The sequence below is a fragment of the Pseudochelatococcus sp. G4_1912 genome (genome assembly GCF_047501465.1).
GTDB lineage: Bacteria > Pseudomonadota > Alphaproteobacteria > Rhizobiales > Beijerinckiaceae > Pseudochelatococcus.
Genome location: NZ_JAZDRL010000001.1, coordinates 296133 through 313547 on the forward strand (window position 1 = coordinate 296133; position 17415 = coordinate 313547).

Annotated in this window: 16 protein-coding genes; 8 read left to right on the forward strand and 8 right to left on the reverse strand. The window is 55.1% G+C overall.

Features of this window, described 5'->3' with window-relative positions:
- The first annotated feature begins 28 nt into the window (after positions 1 to 28).
- From VRZ32_RS01380 to VRZ32_RS01415, 8 genes are all read left to right on the forward strand, one after another.
- A complete protein-coding gene (locus VRZ32_RS01380; protein WP_414523654.1) occupies positions 29 to 3481 on the forward strand; it encodes a chromosome segregation SMC family protein in 3453 nt (1150 codons plus the stop codon).
- A 293-nt stretch (positions 3482 to 3774) separates the two neighbouring features.
- Positions 3775 to 4137 (forward strand): AtpZ/AtpI family protein, encoded by a 363-nt coding sequence (locus tag VRZ32_RS01385; RefSeq protein WP_414523655.1) that lies wholly within the window; start codon positions 3775 to 3777, stop codon positions 4135 to 4137.
- 92 nt (positions 4138 to 4229) lie between these two features.
- The gene (locus VRZ32_RS01390) at positions 4230 to 4979 is read left to right on the forward strand and encodes a F0F1 ATP synthase subunit A (protein ID WP_414523656.1); all 750 of its coding nucleotides are present in this window, start codon (positions 4230 to 4232) and stop codon (positions 4977 to 4979) included.
- A gap of 65 nt (positions 4980 to 5044) precedes the next feature.
- Positions 5045 to 5275, forward strand: a complete 231-nt coding sequence (locus VRZ32_RS01395) for a F0F1 ATP synthase subunit C (protein WP_414523657.1) — start codon at positions 5045 to 5047, stop codon at positions 5273 to 5275.
- A 205-nt stretch (positions 5276 to 5480) separates the two neighbouring features.
- Positions 5481 to 6017, forward strand: a complete 537-nt coding sequence (locus VRZ32_RS01400; RefSeq protein ID WP_414523658.1) for a F0F1 ATP synthase subunit B — start codon at positions 5481 to 5483, stop codon at positions 6015 to 6017.
- Between the two features lie 12 nt (positions 6018 to 6029).
- The gene (locus VRZ32_RS01405; protein ID WP_414524997.1) at positions 6030 to 6512 is read left to right on the forward strand and encodes an ATP F0F1 synthase subunit B; all 483 of its coding nucleotides are present in this window, start codon (positions 6030 to 6032) and stop codon (positions 6510 to 6512) included.
- A gap of 296 nt (positions 6513 to 6808) precedes the next feature.
- Positions 6809 to 8089 carry an alpha/beta hydrolase gene (locus VRZ32_RS01410; RefSeq protein ID WP_414524998.1) on the forward strand — a complete coding sequence of 427 codons (1281 nt, stop codon included), beginning with the start codon at positions 6809 to 6811 and terminating at the stop codon, positions 8087 to 8089.
- Entirely contained in the window at positions 8028 to 8528 is a 501-nt protein-coding gene (locus tag VRZ32_RS01415) for a DUF6314 family protein (RefSeq protein WP_414523659.1), read from the forward strand. Before VRZ32_RS01410 ends, VRZ32_RS01415 begins: the two co-directional genes overlap by 62 nt.
- Positions 8529 to 8614: 86 nt before the next feature.
- On the opposite strand, the gene VRZ32_RS01420 is transcribed toward VRZ32_RS01415, so the two are convergent.
- The 8 genes from VRZ32_RS01420 to acnA form a co-directional block, all read right to left on the reverse strand.
- Positions 8615 to 8938 (reverse strand): hypothetical protein, encoded by a 324-nt coding sequence (locus VRZ32_RS01420; RefSeq protein WP_414523660.1) that lies wholly within the window; start codon positions 8936 to 8938, stop codon positions 8615 to 8617.
- A gap of 93 nt (positions 8939 to 9031) precedes the next feature.
- A complete protein-coding gene (locus tag VRZ32_RS01425) occupies positions 9032 to 10054 on the reverse strand; it encodes a zinc-binding dehydrogenase (RefSeq protein ID WP_414523661.1) in 1023 nt (340 codons plus the stop codon).
- A 30-nt stretch (positions 10055 to 10084) separates the two neighbouring features.
- Complete coding sequence (locus tag VRZ32_RS01430) at positions 10085 to 10840, reverse strand: SDR family oxidoreductase (protein ID WP_414523662.1); 756 nt, start codon at positions 10838 to 10840, stop codon at positions 10085 to 10087.
- Positions 10837 to 12153 (reverse strand): beta-ketoacyl-ACP synthase, encoded by a 1317-nt coding sequence (locus VRZ32_RS01435; protein ID WP_414523663.1) that lies wholly within the window; start codon positions 12151 to 12153, stop codon positions 10837 to 10839. Before VRZ32_RS01435 ends, VRZ32_RS01430 begins: the two co-directional genes overlap by 4 nt.
- Positions 12154 to 12158: 5 nt before the next feature.
- Positions 12159 to 13349, reverse strand: a complete 1191-nt coding sequence (locus tag VRZ32_RS01440) for a beta-ketoacyl-ACP synthase (protein WP_414523664.1) — start codon at positions 13347 to 13349, stop codon at positions 12159 to 12161.
- Positions 13350 to 13811 (reverse strand): 3-hydroxyacyl-ACP dehydratase FabZ family protein, encoded by a 462-nt coding sequence (locus tag VRZ32_RS01445; RefSeq protein ID WP_414523665.1) that lies wholly within the window; start codon positions 13809 to 13811, stop codon positions 13350 to 13352.
- 193 nt (positions 13812 to 14004) lie between these two features.
- Positions 14005 to 14283 carry an acyl carrier protein gene (locus tag VRZ32_RS01450; protein WP_414523666.1) on the reverse strand — a complete coding sequence of 93 codons (279 nt, stop codon included), beginning with the start codon at positions 14281 to 14283 and terminating at the stop codon, positions 14005 to 14007.
- 207 nt (positions 14284 to 14490) lie between these two features.
- A complete protein-coding gene (acnA, locus tag VRZ32_RS01455; protein WP_414523667.1) occupies positions 14491 to 17193 on the reverse strand; it encodes an aconitate hydratase AcnA in 2703 nt (900 codons plus the stop codon).
- Positions 17194 to 17415 lie beyond the last annotated feature (222 nt).

A 17415-nucleotide genomic window follows, 5' to 3' on the forward strand; every position in this document is an offset into this window, starting at 1 on the left:
ACGCAGCTGAATCGTTTGAGGGAACGCTTTGAGGCTTAACCGGCTCCGCATTGTCGGTTTCAAGACATTCGTCGAACCGAGCGAGTTCCTCATCGAGCCGGGTCTCACCGGCGTGGTGGGGCCGAACGGTTGTGGCAAGTCGAATCTTGTCGAGGCGCTGCGTTGGGTTATGGGGGAGAACTCCTATAAATCCCTGCGCGCATCTGGCATGGATGATGTCATTTTCGGCGGCTCCAACACGCGCCCGGCGCGTAATAATGCCGAGGTAGTGCTCGCCATTGATAATTCGGCCCGCACAGCTCCCGCCCAGTTCAATGATCACGATCTGCTTGAAGTATCGCGCAAAATCACGCGCGATGATGGCTCTGTCTATCGCATTAATGGCCGAGAGGTGCGGGCGCGTGACGTGCAGTTGCTGTTCGCGGATGCAGCGACTGGTGCGCGCTCTCATGCGATGGTTCGTCAGGGGCAGATAGGCGAGATCATCGCAGCCAAGCCGCAGGCGCGTCGGCGAATCCTGGAAGATGCTGCCGGAATTGCCGGACTGCATAGCCGCCGTCATGAGGCAGAGCTGCGGCTGCGAGCGGCTGAAGACAATCTGCAACGCCTTGAAGATGTCATGCGGGAGATTGATGGGCAGGTGGATGGTCTGCGCCGTCAGGCTCGTCAGGCCAGCCGTTATCGGGCGTTATCGGCGGATATCCGCCGGTATGAGGCCATCAGCTTCCTGATAGCATGGAAAGGCGCGCGGGCGCAGCTTGCGACCATTGAAGAGGCCTGCCGCACAGACGAGCTAACAGTTGCCACATGCAACGAGCGTCAGGCACAAACAGCTTATGCGCGGGGGATTGCTGCCCACACATTGGCGCAGACGCGTACAGCTGAGGAGGCGGCTGCTCAGGCACTGCAACAGCGCTTACACGAACGCACAGAGCTTGAGGCCGCAGAGCGACGCGCCCGTGAACGCGCGGCTGATACCGCCCGCCGTATCAGCGAGCTCGAACGTGATCTGCTGCGCGAGCAAGCGCAGACGCAAGATGCTCGCGCCACCACGGCGCGCCTGCAAGATGAAGATGCGATTCTGGAGGATCGGTTATCCAGTTCTGAGATGGAGCTTGCGGAAGCTGCCGAGATCGTTGCGGAAACGGTGTTATCGCTCGAAGAAGCTGATGCACGGTTGATGCAGGCACAGGCTGAGGTCGCAGATATCACTGCGCGCCGCGCCGCCTTGTCTCGCCAAATTGTGCAGGCGGGGGAACACCTCGCGAAACTCACGGATGAACGCAATCGTGTCGCCACTGATATTGAAGCGCTGAATGAACGCGCGCCATCACAGGAAGAAGCAATTCTGTTGCGGGAAGAGCTTGAGGGGTTTGCTGCAGCAGATTTTGATGCGGAAGAGCGTGCTCTGGCGGCCCGTGCTGCCTTAAATGCTGCACGTGAGGCCGAAACAGCGCTCCGCAAACCATTAAGCGAGGCTGAAAATCATTATCGCCGCCTGGCGGCAGAGGTTGCGGTTTTAACCAAGCTGGCTGCTCCCAAATCGCATGATGGCTTTGTAACCGTGCTGGATTCTCTGCGGGTAACAAAGGGTTATGAAACGGCTTTGGGGGCTGTTCTCGGTGATGATTTGCTCGCTGCATTGGATATCGATGCGGCGATTCATTGGGCCGAGCCAGGCCCATATTCAGATGATGCGGCATTGCCGGCTGATGTTGTTGCCTTATCGGCCATGGTAGAGGCGCCTTCTGCTTTGATGCGTCGATTACGCATGATCGGTATAGTCACGCGTGAAGCAGGGCATCAATTGCAGGCATCGCTTGCGCCGGGGCAGCGGCTGGTGTCCCTTGCGGGGGATGTATGGCGTTGGGATGGTTTCACAAGTGCGGCAGATGCTCCCTCAGCTGCTGCTCGCCGTCTCGAAGAACGTAATCGCCTGACCGACCTTGAGCAGGAATCACTGGTTGCGCGTGTTACTGTCGAGGCCCATCAAAAGCAGCTGGATGAGGCTCATGCCCAGACGCTTTTAGCGGGAAGTGAAGAATCACAAGCATTGGATGCGCAACGTGCTGCGCGTCGAGCCCTTGAGACTGCGCGCACTCGCGTGCTTGAGGTTGAGCGTGAATATGCGTCTACGGCTGCAAAACGGGCGGCACTTGAGGAGGCGCATACGCGCTTGATCACAGCTGAAATGCTGGCGCGAGAAAACCTGGAAGGTCTACATGCCGAACAGGTGCAGCTTCCCCAGCTTGATGACCAGCAGCTGGAGCAAGTCCGCGCCCACGCTACAACCGCTCGCGCTACGAATCGTAATGCTGAGCAGGCCCTGCAGAGCTTGCAGCGCGATATCGGTGCGCGTATCCGACGCAGGGATGCGATCGCTGCGGAGCTGCGCGCCTGGGATGAGCGCGTCGCGCGCACTGCATCCGTTTTGGCGGATGTTGAAGAGCGCCTCACACAGGCGCGTGACACTCAGCTGGAACTCACTGAATCAGCAGAAGAAATGGCGATACGCCATGAAGGTATGGCCACCGCTGTAGCTGAGGCGCAGGCTATGGCCGCGCAAACCGGGCAATTACGCCATGATGCCGAAAAGGCACTAACGGCTGCGGATGATGAGGCGCGTATCGCGCTTGATGCGTTGGCATCGGCCCGCGAGGCGCGCGCTCGTTCTACCGCAATGGCCGAATCGGCGCATGAGCGGCTGAATGATATCGTGCGGCAGATTGCTGATGCATTGGGCCTGGCGCCGGAAAAACTTCCAGAGCACACGGGGCTGACGGATAATACCGCTGTTCCTGACATGGTGGAGGTTGAAGAGCGACTAACCTTGCTTCGTAATGACCGCGAGCGGCTGGGGGCAGTGAATCTGCGGGCTGAGGAAGAACTGGCAGAAACGCAGGGCAAGCGCGATGGCATCAGCGCCGAGCATACGGAGCTTGTTGAGGCGATTCGCCGCCTCCGACAGGCAATTGCGGGCTTGAACCGTGAGGGTAGAGAGCGGCTAATGGCCGCATTTGCAGTGGTCAATGGCCATTTCCAGCGCTTGTTCACGCTATTATTTGGCGGCGGCACAGCCGATTTGACACTGGTCGATTCGGAAGATCCGCTTGATGCGGGACTCGAGATCTACGCCAGACCGCCCGGCAAAAAGCCGCAGGTGCTCACCTTGCTTTCAGGTGGAGAGCAAGCTCTTACCGCTATCGCATTGATATTTGCTGTTTTTCTGACAAACCCATCACCTGTTTGCGTACTCGATGAGGTGGATGCCCCCCTCGATGATGCCAATGTCGAGCGCTATTGCAGCTTGCTGCGTACAATGGCCTGGCAGACCGATACACGTTTCATCGTCATCACGCATAATCCCATCACGATGGCCGCGATGGACAGATTGTTCGGTGTAACCATGGCCGAAAAGGGCATTTCACAGCTTGTTTCAGTCGATCTTGGGCTGGCGGAGCGTATTCTGGATGCGGGATAATGTGTTGCTGAGATGACGTTATGAGATTAAATCGGCTCACTGAGAACGCATATTTGCCATAAAAGCGAATTAATTCATATATATCAATTGGTTATATGATGTTTCGTTAGTGTTGACACCAGCAGTCACTGTCACTATGTTGCGCCGCATTCCTTGAGGTTAAGCGGTCGCGGACTATGCGCAGATTGTAAGGCTACAGGGAAGTCCTCTCGTATCGAAGTTTGTTCATGTCGTAGAAAGTGTATTCCATCAGTGATAATGCACTGAGTGTGCGTTGTTACTGGAGTATTGACATGTCTGAAAATGAGCGCGAGGACAGGCCATCTGAGGATCGTGATCTTGCCCAACGGCTTGATGAACTCGGTCGCCGGTTGTCCGCCAAGGAAGAGGAAGCTCTGGCCACTCAAAAGGCACTAGAGCCAAATGCTGGCGCTGATGCGTCTGCCATGTCCAACGGCTTGCGGCTTTCGGGTGAGTTTATCGCTGGTGTGGTAGCTGGTGGCGGTATTGGATGGGCTGTTGATACCTATCTGGGGCTGTCGCCTTGGGGGTTGATTGTTTTTCTGCTGCTGGGCTTCTTGACAGGCGTCTGGAACGTGTTACGGGCGGCAGGGTATTTAAAAGCGTCGGATGGCAAGGGGCCTGAAGAACGCTGATGTGAATTCCCGATCGGCGATTTCGTCGAAGGGGTGTTGAGGCAATGCGGCTTTGAAAGTGTCGCGAGCAAACAGGCGGGGGCTAAATAGCCATGGCGAGTCCTACCGAACAATTTGAGATTCGGCACTATACGGGACCGTTGTTCCATCTGGGTGATTCGCCCATCACCTTCACCAATTCAGCGCTGTTCATGGTGCTGGCTGTTGGCGCGATTGCAGCATTTCTTGCTATAGCAACTGCACCACGTTCAATTGTGCCCGGTCGCTGGCAGAATTTGGGTGAGTTGCTTTACGAGTTTGTGGCCAACACGGTTCGGCAATCTGCGGGTAAGGACGGCATGGTCTTTTTCCCATTGGTGTTCTCGCTCTTCACGTTCGTTCTGGCAGCTAATCTTTGGGGCTTGATGCCATACTCGTTCACGGTAACGAGTCATATCATTGTGACTGCCGCGCTTTCGCTACTGGTTATTTTCACTGTGATTGGCTATGGCTTTGCGAAGCATGGTGCAAAGTTTCTGAAAGTGTTCGTGCCATCAGGCGTTCCAATGTGGTTGCTGCCACTGATCGTAGCCATTGAAGTGGTGTCGTTCGTGTCGCGCCCTGTGAGCCTCTCGGTTCGTCTTTTCGCTAACATGCTTGCTGGGCATATCGCTCTCAAGATTTTCGCAGGCTTCGTTGCTGCGCTGCTGACGGGGGGCATCTTTGCCGTTCTGTCGCCGTTGCCGCTGGCCTTCACTGTCGCGCTGACCGCTCTCGAAGTTTTGGTAGCAGTGCTTCAGGCCTACGTATTCGCCGTGCTGACGAGTCTTTATCTGCACGACGCCTTGCATCCCGGCCACTAACTAAACCGATCTCCCGGCCGGTTTTTCCGCCATCACGTTAAAAAGTTATCTTTAAGGAGCTTTCCATGGAAATCGCTGCAGCTGCTAAGTACATTGGTGCTGGTCTCGCTTGCTTTGGTCTGGCTGGCGCTGCTCTTGCGCTGGGCAACCTGTTTGGCCAGTTCTTCGCTGGCGCATTCCGCAACCCTGCTGCTGCTGATGCACAGCGCGGTACGCTTGTTCTCGGCTTCGCTCTGACAGAAGCTCTCGGCATCTTCTCGCTGCTGATCGCTCTTCTTCTCCTTTTCGCCGTCTGATTTTCAATCGGAATAGGTGACGGCGGTCTTGCCTTCGGGGGATTCTCCCGAAGGCTTGCGCTGTGATAGACCCTCTTCGATCTTAATCGGGGAACAGGTCTATCTGTCTGTTTTAGCATCAAGTCTGATTAAAATGAGCTTGAGCTATCGCTTGGGCAATACATCAACATGTTGCTGGAGCCTCATTAAGAGGAGGAGTTGACAGATGACTGAAGCGATTAAAACTGGGGCTGAAGTCGCGCATGAAGTCGGCTTCCCTCCATTTAACGCTGAAAGTTTTGCATCGCAGTTATTCTGGCTCGCGATCACTTTTGCGTTTCTCTATTGGTTTGTGTCTCGAATTGCGCTGCCACGCATCGGTGCAGTGCTTGATGAGCGTAAGCAACGGATCGATACGGATTTAGGCGAAGCTGCGCAGTTGAAGGCAAAGGCCGACGAAGCATTTACTGCTTATGAGGCAGGGTTGGCTACAGCCAAGGCTAATGCACAGACGATTGCTGAAGAGACACGTATGCGTCTTGTCAGCGAGAGCGAAGAACAGCGCAAGTCACTGGAGCATGATCTTTCAAATAAGATTGTTGCTGCGGAGAAAACCATAGCGGACACCAAGGCGCAGGCTCTAAGCCATGTTGGCGAGATCTCTAGCGATGCTGCGGCTTCGATTGTGGAGCGTCTTCTGGGTAGCGCACCTGCGGCTGCTTCTGTCGAAACAGCGGTTAAATCCGCGCTTGATGGTCGATAGGAGGCAATTATGTTGCTGGAAGCTGAATTCTGGGTTGCCGTTTCATTTTTTGTCTTCATCGCTATTGCGTTGAAAGCAGGCGCTGCCAAGCTTATCGTAGGTCCTCTCGACAATCGCACTAAGCAGATTGCTAGTGATCTTGCTGAAGCCCGTCGTTTCCGTGATGAAGCTGAGGCGTTGTTAAAGGCTTATGAAGCCAAGCGGGTTGCCGCTGAAACAGAAGCGCAAGCGATCGTAGATAACGCTCGTGCAGATGCTGAACGCGCTGCATCTGAGGCGCATGCTCGTCTGACGGATTTTGTTGCTCGTCGTACGGCAGCAGCTGAAGCCAAAATTGCTCAAGCTGAAACGCAAGCTGCGGCTGACGTGAAGGCTGCAGCTGTTGAGGCAGCCGTGTTGGCAGCGGAGACCATTTTGCGTGATAGTCTCAAAGGCAAAACTGCGGATCGAGTGTTTGCTGACAGTCTTAAAGAAGTCCGCGCACAGATCCACTGAACATGGTTCACTGCTGCTGAATGATGACAGAATGACATCCTGAAGGGCCTCCCTTCAGGATTTTTTTTGTCTTTCAGGGGGGCGAAATATGAAATGCTTTTATTGTTTCCCTGACGTATGTGCTCCGTATTCTTCACTTGTTTGAATGTTTATGACATAACAAACTGGTGACATAGGTTGGCTGAGCTATATTCCAAACCCCTTGAGTTTGAAAAGAGTTTTGACCCATCAGTTATTACAATCTGATTGGTTAGCGCTTGCGCGTTTGTAATATCATAATGGAGCCTGAGGCCATGATGCCTATCGAGCTTAAGTATTGCCTGCCGCTTTCGGCTGCACGCCTATTGATGTGTGGCCTTGCAGCACTTGGGCTCGCATCATGCGCCAGTAATCCGCGCGGGGTTCTGGGGCCTGTTGCTGCTAGTGGGACACCCGGTACAACAACGGTTGAGATGCTCGTTGCTACAACACGCGAAAAGGCTCCAACCCGAGCTGAACTCTTTTCAGGTGGGCGCGCGGTTACTCCGGCTTTTGCAGATATTGTTGTATCGATCCCGCCAGCCAGTAGCCGCACGATAGGTGAGGTGCAATGGCCCCGCCGCTTGCCCGGCAACCCGGCAACGGATTTCGTGGCTTTAAGAGCAGATATCGTCAGTCAGGATGAGGCGCTGCGTCGCTTAAACCGCATTACAGCAAAAGTTCCGCAGCGAAATGTACTCGTGTTTGTTCATGGGTTTAATAACAGATTTGAGGATGCAGTCTTCCGTTTTGCCCAGATCGTGAGTGACTCAGGTGCTAAGGTTGCGCCGGTTCTCTTTACTTGGCCATCACGTGGCAGTATTTTTTCTTACGGTTATGATCGGGAAAGCGCTAATTTCTCCCGCGATAATCTCGAAAATTTACTTACGAGTCTTTCAGCCGACAAAAGTGTTGGCGAAATTTCTATTTTGGCGCACTCGATGGGCAACTGGGTCGCGCTTGAAGCATTACGACAGATGGCTATCCGTAATGACGGTCGTCTCGCACCCAAGATTGCCAATGTGATGCTGGCTGCGCCGGATGTTGACGTCGACGTTTTTCGCACACAGGTTTCCCAGATTCGTAGATCAGGCACAAAGGGAAAGCCTGCAAAGTTTATTTTGTTTACTTCGCGTGACGATCGGGCTTTGGCTCTTTCACGGCGGATCTGGGGCAGCACTGCCAGGCTTGGTGCCATCGATCCTGAGGTGGAGCCGTTTAAAACGGAACTGTACCGTGACAACATTACGGTCGTTGATTTAACGGGTGTACGTAGTAGTGATCGTCTCAATCACGGCACCTTTGCTGAGAGTCCCGAGGTCGTCCAGCTGATTGGTACCAGGCTTGCAGGTGGACAGATGATGGCTGATTCGCGTGTGGGGCTTGGTGATCACATCATTCAGTTTACTGCTGGCGCTGCGGCATCTGTAGGTACCGCGGCCGGGTTGGTGTTGGCTGCTCCCGTAGCGGTTCTGGATCCGTATACGCGTGAGAACTATGGTGGCCAATTGCAAGAACTGGGTGGTACATTATCGAAGACCACAGAAGGCGCGCATTGAGTTGTTACATCAGTTGATAGGCCTGTGGGAGTTGGAGCGACAGGTGATAGCCTCCACAGGCACTCAAATCGTATGCATGAATGGTATCGCGCGCTTTGCGCCCATTGAGGGTGATATCAGTCGTTATTACGAGGAAGGTACGCTTGAGACGAGTGATGGGACACAGCCTTCAATCTCATTTTCACGTCGTTATTTATATTGTGCCGAGCCAAATGGGCTGGTCATCTTTTTTGATGAGACCCCACGGCGGCTTTTTCAGCGCTTTACGACTATAAAAACAGGAGATGGTTGGGAGGGCGCTGCAGAGCATGCTTGCGCACCAGATACCTACCGTTCGCTATATCGTTTTGAGTTGCCGCATGGGTTTGCCATCACCCATCATGTTGAAGGTCCACGAAAGGCCTACACAATCATTACAAACTATCGGCGCTGTATATGATAATGCAAAATGGCGTCCAAACTTTATTATCGTGGACGCCAATAGCATTAGCTGGCTTCAGAAAATTGAAGGCGATCAATAAATGATTAGCGTGAGCGAGACCGGACTCGTACTGGCTGCATAACCATCGCACCTTGCGGCATACGCAGAGCAGCAAACCGTAATCTGCCACCGCGCGGTGTATTGTCTTTCTGATCAAGCTGCATGATTGCAATACCCATCTGAATGCTGCCAAAGGTCAAGCACAGCATAAAGGTGAGGGCGCTCGCTGCGATGAAGCCAACCTGTGATCCAGCAACAAGAGTGCGTAGGCCGGCGATATCAAATCCGAACAGCATCCCTGAAAAAAGTGCAGCAATACCAAAGCCGATCAGGGCGTGGAAGGCGAGAAACCGGGTTAGCGGTGTCATGGTCATCTCCCGAAACGAACATCTCCAACCCATGTTGGCACGGGTTGGAGTAAAGAACAATCCGGGAAACGATAATTGCTGAAATGAAATGTCTTAGACAGACACAATGATTTTGCCGAAAACCTTACGACTCTCAAGGCGATCAAGACCGTCCTGGAATTTGTCGAGAGTGTAAACGGTATCAATCACCGGACGGATATCTGCAGCCATCTTGTCGAGCGCTTCGCCAATGTTACGAATCGTGCAGCCGAATGAACCAAAAATCCGATATTGCTGCTGGAACAACTGCATCAGGTTCATCGTGGTGGATACGCCAGAGGTTGATCCGCAGGTGACGAGGCGCCCACCACGCTTCATGCTCAGCAGCGAGCCATTCCAGGTATCGGCGCCTACGTGTTCGAACACAACATCAACGCCCTTGCGACCAGTAAGCTTGCGCACTGCGCCTTCAAACCGGTCAGTGCGATAGTTGATAACGTGATCTGCGCCAAGCGCTTTCGCTTTTTCGCCCTTTTCGTCGTCGCCAACAGTGGTGATAACTGTGCAGCCAATGGCCTTGGCCATGCGGATTGCCGCTGTACCAATTCCTGAGCCACCGGCATGGACAAGAACAGTTTCGCCCGGTTGAAGCTTTGCATTATCGAAAAGCATGTGCTGAACGGTACCGAATGCGATGGGGGCGCAAGCTGCCTCTTCGAAGCTAACACCATTCGGCACCTTCACAAGTAATCGCTCGGGCATATTGACGAGCTCACACGTGAAGCCATCAACATGGAAGCCCATGATGCCGGCGACGTTCTCACACAGATTATCGCGCCCCTCGCGGCAAGCAGGGCATTCGCCGCACGTCTTGGCGCCATAAAGCGCAACCGGATCGTTCACCGTAAACTTGCTCACTCCGTCACCAACTGCGACGATCTCGCCGGCAGCTTCTGCCCCCACGGTTAGCGGTAGTTTGCGCTTGGCAAATGCCATGCCGCGAAAGCCCCACACGTCAATATGGTTAAGGCCAACCGCGCGAATACGTACCTGCACCTCGCCGGGGCCAGGTGGTGGCGGGGCCGCGACATCCACGAGACGAAGATCGCGGTCACCAAAAAGCTGCAAGGCACGCATAGGGATATTCCTTAAATAACAATGAGATGATCAGCGGTGAATGCCGATCTGAGCCGTCAGACCACCGTCGATGGGCAGTACAGCGCCCGTGATATAAGCCGCAGGGGGGGAGAGCAAGAAAGCCGCCATACCCGCCACTTCCTCAACGCGGGCAAAACGCCCCGCAGGAATCTGCTTTTCCATATTGGCGCGATAGGCAGCGTATGGGGCAAGCATATCTGTATCGATAAAACCAGGTGCGATGTAATTGACCGTTACACCACGTTTCGCTGTCTCTACCGTGAGTGTGCGCATGTAGCTTAAGAGCGCGCCCTTTGAAGCCGCATAGGCCGAATTGCCCGGATTTCCCTGAAGCGCTGAAACCGAGCCGATAGCAACGATTCGCCCTTCACGCGCGCGGATCATGGGGCGTACAAGGCTTTTAACCATCTGGGTGAAAGACCAGAAATTTACCTGCATTGCGGCTTCAGCATTGTCCTGCGTCATTACTGCTGCAAGGGCATCATATGACTGGCCCGCATTGTGGATGAAACCATAGTAAGTCTCATCGGCAGCCTTTTCGCAGAATGCATCAAGAGCTGCCCGGTCAGCGAGATCAAGCGGAAAGGCACGCACTGTGCGGCCTGCATCCGACAAGCGGGCCGCCAGGGCGCCTGCTGCATCACCCGAAGCGCGGTAAGTGAAGTCAACATCAAAGCCCTGTTGAACCAGTGTTTCGACAATGGCTGCACCAAGGCCTTTTGCGCCACCGGTGACGAGAACGCGCTTATTCGTTACATCATTCATACTGAAGGCTCTGCAGCTAAAACGAGGCAGGTGTTCTGCCCGCCAAATCCGAACGAGTTGGAAAGTACCCTGGTGACAGCTGCATCGCGAGCGACATTAGGCACCACATCAAGCGCAATCGCCGGATCGGGGATTTCGTAATTGATGGTCGGCGGGAGGCGACCATTGAGGATGGTCAGCAGCGAAAATACTGCTTCTACCGCGCCAGCTGCACTCAGGGTGTGGCCAACCATCGATTTATTTGATGAAATCGGCACCAGTGGGGCGCGCTCACCGAAGACGACGCCGCAAGCATGCGATTCCATCTTGTCGTTTTCCGGCGTGCTGGTGCCGTGCGCATTGACGTAATCGATGTCATCAGGTGTCAGGCCTGCATCACGAATGGCTTCGCGGATCGCAGAAATCGCTGGTGCGCCATCGGGGCTGGTGCGTGTGCGATGGAAGCCATCGCCATGCTCGCCACAGCCTGCAAGGAAGCCAAGAATCGTTGCGCCGCGTGCTTTGGCCGAGTCATAATCTTCCAGCACCAGCGCGCCAGCGCCTTCGCCCATCACGAAGCCATCACGGTTTTTCGAGAATGGTCGTGATGCCCGTGTTGGATCATCATTCTGCGTTGACAGCGCGGACAGCAGCGAAAAGCGCACAAGTGCTTCCACATGTACTGATCCATCGGTCCCAATCGCAAGAGCTGCTTTGGTTTCGCCACGGCGAATAGCTTCTGCGCCCAACTGAATGGCCGTTGCGCCGGATGAGCATGCTGTGGAAAGCGAAATAGGCGAACCGCGCGTACCGAAGCGCTCAGCCAGATGATCGGCAACGGAGCCAAACAGGAATAGTTCATGCCAAGCTGGAAAAGCACCTGATGCTGCAGCGCGCAATAGATCCGTATAGGTGATTGCGTCTGTTTTGCCGGAGGCCTTTGCCAGCGCAATACGCTGCGGCCATTCCATCTCAACAGGGGGAACGGCAAGTGTGAGCGTGCCGGGGAAATCGCCCGGCTTGCCGCTGTTTGGAAGGAGCCCCAGGCCCGATTGTGCAATGGCCTCTTCAGCCGCAAGAATAGCCAAGCGCTCTGATAATAGAGGAGCGCTTGAGGTATCGCCTTCGAGAAAATCGACCGTTCCGGCAATTGTCGTGCGCAGATTGCTGGTATCGAATCGCGTGATGCGGTGAACACCGGATTGGCCACGGGATAGTGCCGCCCAATTGTCAGCCTTGCCTTGACCAAGTGAGGTGACGATACCTGCGCCGGTGATAGCGACGAGCGGACGGCCAAACGAATCGCGCGTAGGCGCAGAAGCTGTGGAACTCATTATAATCAGCCTCCGTTCGGAACAGCTTCGACAAGGGCAAGGCCCTCACCACGCTTGTGGCCGACACTGGTGACGACCGCTTGATGCAGGCGCCCCGCTTCAATCATGGTTGTGGCGAGTGCAAGACCCAGCGGAAACTGTGCTTCAAGCGTGTTGCCGAAGAGATCGCCCGTTGCGTGGACCGGAATGCCGGGCACGAGCTTCGTCAATGAGCCGCGCTCTTCTTCCGTGATGCCGGAAACGCCCGTTGCGCCCGAAAATACGGCGCCACCAATGCCCCGGAAAGCTTTCGCACTGTCTGCCCACAGCTTTTCCACAGAGCTGCCAACAGACCCTGAATGGCGATGTGGTTGATCGGATGCAACATTGCGCAATACCGCCAACGGTCTTGCGCCACGTGCTTCAGCATGCTCGCGCGCTTCCATAACAAGAAAAGCTGCACCGCTGCCGAGGATAAAACCGCCGCCTTCACCAGGGCGATCCCATACCGAAGCGTAATGCTCTTTCCACAGATAGCCGCCGAGTTCGTAAATCAGCAGTGCATCAGGTCGTTCGGCATTATAGGAGCCGCCAACCAGAAAAATATCGCCTTGGCCTGCATTGATCCGCGCGTGAGCCACGCGGACTGCATCCACGCCCGCCTGTTCTTCACCCATGAAAGTGCGTGACGCGCCAGTGATGCCGTGAACAATTGAGATATTGCCCGCGAGCAAATTCGACAATTGAGCGAGGAACAGCGTCGGACGCAGGTCACTCATCAAGCGTTCGTTGAGGAATGCATCAGGATTTTCTGCTGTTGCGATGCCAGACAATATCTGGCTATCCACGTCATAATCCCGTTCGCCGCCACCCGCGGCAACAATCATGTGTACATCGCGGCGCAACGCGTTATCGCGCGCAAGGCCTGCATCTTCAAGCGCAAGACCAGCTGCGTAAACGCCCAGCTTCTGCCAGTTCTCCATCTGGCGCTGGTCTGCCTTTTTGGGAATCTGCTTTTCCCACTCCAGCGGCACAATGGGATGCACCGGGTAGGGCGCAAAGGTATCTGTATCGACCTGCGACGCGTTATCGCCATCAAGAGCAGCCAGATGCGCTTGCCGTCCCTCACCGAGGCTTGAAACGATGCCGATGCCAGTTATCCACACATCGCGGGAAGCAACGCTGGGGATCGTCTCGCTATTTTCGCCATTAGCCATTCAGGCAGTCTCCAGAACAAGCCCCATACCTGCAGCCTGGGACTGCATTTGAGCAGAAAGGCCATCAGGGAAAGGCATAAGCCGGAACATCAAGTCAGCATCACAAATGGTTTTTCCATTGCTCGTGATTTTGGCGCGGGTAACCGCATAACCAGAACCTTGATGTGTGCGGGTAGCAGTGATCACCAGCGGCGCGCCGGGGCCCACGAATGAGCGAAATTTTGCCTTCTCGACGCTGGCCAGAAATGGCATATGCGTAAAGCGGATCAGGCCGAGAATGAGATAACCCGATGCTTGTGCCATTGTTTCCGTCAGCAGCACGCCGGGCATCAATGGATGGCCGGGGAAGTGCCCTTCGAAAACGGGACTTTCAACAGGAACCGTGGATGATGCTTCAAGCCGCTCCTCTTCCTCGTTAAAGGTGGAGATACGGTCGATCATCTGGAAATATTCAAGGCGCATGGGTCAGCTTTTACCGTACGGCCGGGCGCTTATGAAACCAATCCGGCTTGGTATCGGCGGCAGCCTGAGGGCAGAATGCAAGAGGAAGCAAAAAATGTTGCTTCCGCTTACGTTTAAGAGAGTCGAAAAATCGACTTTAGACCAGGCGATTGATGATGCAGACGCGGGATCAGCACCAATCAACCTAAAGCAATCAACCTTTGGCAGCGACGAGTTCGTCGATGCGGGTCGCCAGGTTCTTCAGCACGAAATACTGTTCAGCTGGCACCTTGCCTTCGTTCACTTCCTGCGTCCACGTTTCAAGTGGCAGCTTGATGCCGAATGCTTTGTCGATCGCGAAAGCGATATCGAGGAAGGCCAGTGAATCAACGCCAAGATCATCAATCGCGTGGCTCTCCGGCGTGATCTGGTCGCGCGGGATATCCGACGTATCGGCAATGATGTCGGCGACGGTCTCGTAGGTGGACGCCATCGCATTACTCCTGATTCTTATGCCCGCGCATGTCTGCAACGCGGCAAATACAATGATTTGCGCCGGATTCCTCCACGCAAGTCTAATTTAAGATGTTTTCATATACATGAGCACCGGCGCTTATCCAAGCACCGGTGCTCATGGTTATTGCAATTGCATGACACGTTTTTTGGCCTATCCAACGAGAAAGGCCAAAATCACGTATGATTATGCTGCCAATTCACGCAGAACGTAATTCAGAATGCCACCGTTACGGAAGTATTCCAGCTCGTCCAGCGTGTCGATGCGGGCAATCAGCGGTACCTTCTTCACTGATCCATCAGCAAAGGTGATCTCCGCTTCCATCTTCTGGCGCGGCTGCAGACCAGCACCCAGACCACGGATCGTGACCTGCTCATCACCCTTCAGCCCAAGCGTTTCCCAAGACGTGCCTTCCTCAAACACAAGCGGGATAATGCCCATGCCAACGAGGTTGGAGCGGTGGATACGCTCAAAGCTTTGTGCGATGACAGCGCGGATGCCAAGCAGCTTGGTGCCCTTCGCAGCCCAGTCACGCGATGAACCCGTGCCGTATTCACGGCCCGCAAATACCACCAATGGCACGCCTTCAGCGCGATAACGCTCAGCCGCATCGAAGATGGCCATGCGTTCCTTGGAAGGGAAGTGCACAGCATAGCCGCCTTCAACAACGTTGCCATTGTCGTCGCGCACCATCTGGTTCTTGAGGCGGATGTTTGCGAACGTGCCGCGCATCATCACTTCGTGGTTGCCGCGACGCGTGCCGTACTGGTTGAAGTCCTGTGGACGCACCTGATGATCGCGCAAGTAACGACCCGCAGGGCTTGCTTCCTTGATCGAACCGGCTGGCGAGATATGGTCGGTCGTGATCGAATCAAGGAAAAGACCCAATACCCGTGCGCTAACGATGTCTTCAACCGGAACAGGTGTCTTGGTGATGCCCTCAAAATAGGGTGGGTTCTGCACGTATGTTGAGGCAGAATCCCACTGATAGGTCAGGCCGCGTGTAACGGTGATACCCTGCCAGTTCTTATCGCCCGTGAAAACATCCCCATAACGGCGGCGGAAGAGTTCCTGCGTGATGTTCTTGTCGATGAACTCCTGGATCTCATGGGATGAGGGCCAGATGTCCTTCAGGTACACAGGCTTGCCATCCGAACCAACGCCAAGAGGCTCTGTCGTCAGATCAAGCTGCATCGTGCCGGCCAGCGCGTAGGCTACAACCAGCGGAGGTGATGCAAGGTAGTTTGCGCGAACATCTGGGCTGATACGGCCCTCGAAGTTGCGGTTACCGGACAGAACGGCAGCGGCAATGACGCCATTATCGTTGATTGTCTTGGAAATCTCGTCCGCAAGCGGGCCGGAATTACCGATGCAGGTCGTGCAGCCGTAGCCGACGATATTGAAGCCCAGCGCGTCCAGATCCTTTTGCAGGCCGGACTTGTCCAGGTATTCACCAGCAACCTGCGAGCCCGGTGCGACCGAGGTCTTCACCCAAGGCTTGGTCTTCAGGCCCTTGGCAACGGCGTTGCGCGCCAGTAGGCCCGCACCGATCATCACGCTGGGGTTCGAAGTGTTGGTGCACGAGGTGATAGCCGCAATCACAACATCGCCATGGCCAAGGTCGAAGTTTGCACCTTCAACCTTATAACGCTTGGCGAGCTCGCCCGCCTTTTTGAACTCGGTTTCCATAGCGTCGGCGAAGCCAGCCTTGGTGCCCGAGAGCAAAATCCGGTCCTGCGGACGTTTGGGACCTGCCATTGAAGGTACGACATCAGCAAGATCAAGCGACAGCGTGTCAGTAAATACAGGGTCGGGCGTATCAGCAGTGCGGAACGTGCCCTGAGCCTTGGCATAAGCCTCAACCAGCGCCACGCGATCATCAGCGCGGCCGGTCTTGCGCAGGTAACGAAGCGTTGCTTCATCAACCGGGAAGAAGCCACACGTCGCACCATATTCAGGCGCCATATTGCCGATTGTCGCGCGATCTTCGATCGTGAGGCTATCAAGGCCGGGGCCGTAGAACTCGACGAACTTGCCGACAACGCTCTTCTTGCGCAGCATCTGTGTAACGGTGAGCACGAGGTCGGTCGCCGTAACGCCTTCCTTCAGCTTGCCGGTAAGCTTGAAGCCGATGACTTCAGGAATCAGCATCGAGAGCGGTTGGCCGAGCATTGCTGCTTCTGCCTCGATACCGCCAACGCCCCAGCCAAGAACGGACAGGCCGTTGACCATCGTGGTGTGCGAATCGGTGCCGACGAGTGAATCGGGGTATGCGACTTCGGTGTCGCCTTCCTTGCGCGTCCAGACCGTCTGCGACAGGTACTCCAGGTTCACCTGATGGCAGATGCCGGTGCCTGGGGGCACAACGCGGAAGTTGTCGAATGCATCCTGGCCCCAACGCAGGAAGCGATAACGCTCGCCATTGCGCTCGTACTCGCGCTCAACGTTGTCGTGGAATGCCTGCGGCGTGCCGAACTCATCAACAATAACCGAATGATCGATGACGAGATCAACAGGCACAAGCGGGTTGATCTTCTTGGGGTCGCCACCAAGTGTGTTCATGGCATCGCGCATGGCTGCCAGATCGACAACGCCGGGAACGCCGGTGAAGTCTTGCATCAACACGCGGGAAGGGCGGAAGGCAATTTCCTTCTCAACCGCACCCTTGTTGTTCAACCAGTCAGCGATGGCGAGAATATCGTCGCGCTTGACGGTGCGCTCATCCTCGAAGCGCAGAAGGTTCTCCAGCAGAACGCGCGTGGAAAACGGCAGGCGCGACACGCCTGTCAAACCGTTCTTCTCGGCTTCCGGAATGGAGTAATAGGTGTAGGACTTGTCGCCGACTTTAAGTGTGCGGCGGGATTTGAAGCTATCGTTTGAGGTCGTCATTGCGTGATCCTTGCGGGGATGTGTGACACGAATGCCAAGCCTAGTAGCGCTAAATGCGCGCGCCGCCCCGGGAGTGCCCAGGTCCCCGCGCGTCACGCGCGCGGCGCAGCCTGCGTGCTATATAGTCAGTTTCGCGTTGATGCGCTAGACCGTTGATAGCAGTTCTAAAGTGCTACACACATGAACGCAATTGTTTCGAGAGGAATCATTCCAATTTTGCCC

Excerpts from the sequence above, each read along its gene's own strand:
- VRZ32_RS01445 (WP_414523665.1), bottom strand. The coding sequence starts at position 13,811 with ATGCGCCTTGAATATTTCCAGATGATCGACCGTATCTCCACCTTTAAC.
- VRZ32_RS01435 (WP_414523663.1), bottom strand. The coding sequence starts at position 12,153 with ATGAGTTCCACAGCTTCTGCGCCTACGCGCGATTCGTTTGGCCGTCCG.
- VRZ32_RS01415 (WP_414523659.1), top strand. The coding sequence starts at position 8,028 with ATGGTGGCCAATTGCAAGAACTGGGTGGTACATTATCGAAGACCACAG.
- VRZ32_RS01430 (WP_414523662.1), bottom strand. The coding sequence starts at position 10,840 with ATGAATGATGTAACGAATAAGCGCGTTCTCGTCACCGGTGGCGCAAAA.
- VRZ32_RS01440 (WP_414523664.1), bottom strand. The coding sequence starts at position 13,349 with ATGGCTAATGGCGAAAATAGCGAGACGATCCCCAGCGTTGCTTCCCGC.
- VRZ32_RS01420 (WP_414523660.1), bottom strand. The coding sequence starts at position 8,938 with ATGACACCGCTAACCCGGTTTCTCGCCTTCCACGCCCTGATCGGCTTT.
- VRZ32_RS01450 (WP_414523666.1), bottom strand. The coding sequence starts at position 14,283 with ATGGCGTCCACCTACGAGACCGTCGCCGACATCATTGCCGATACGTCG.
- VRZ32_RS01390 (WP_414523656.1), top strand. The coding sequence starts at position 4,230 with ATGGCGAGTCCTACCGAACAATTTGAGATTCGGCACTATACGGGACCG.
- VRZ32_RS01385 (WP_414523655.1), top strand. The coding sequence starts at position 3,775 with ATGTCTGAAAATGAGCGCGAGGACAGGCCATCTGAGGATCGTGATCTT.
- VRZ32_RS01395 (WP_414523657.1), top strand. The coding sequence starts at position 5,045 with ATGGAAATCGCTGCAGCTGCTAAGTACATTGGTGCTGGTCTCGCTTGC.
- VRZ32_RS01400 (WP_414523658.1), top strand. The coding sequence starts at position 5,481 with ATGACTGAAGCGATTAAAACTGGGGCTGAAGTCGCGCATGAAGTCGGC.
- VRZ32_RS01425 (WP_414523661.1), bottom strand. The coding sequence starts at position 10,054 with ATGCGTGCCTTGCAGCTTTTTGGTGACCGCGATCTTCGTCTCGTGGAT.
- acnA (WP_414523667.1), bottom strand. The coding sequence starts at position 17,193 with ATGACGACCTCAAACGATAGCTTCAAATCCCGCCGCACACTTAAAGTC.
- VRZ32_RS01410 (WP_414524998.1), top strand. The coding sequence starts at position 6,809 with ATGCCTATCGAGCTTAAGTATTGCCTGCCGCTTTCGGCTGCACGCCTA.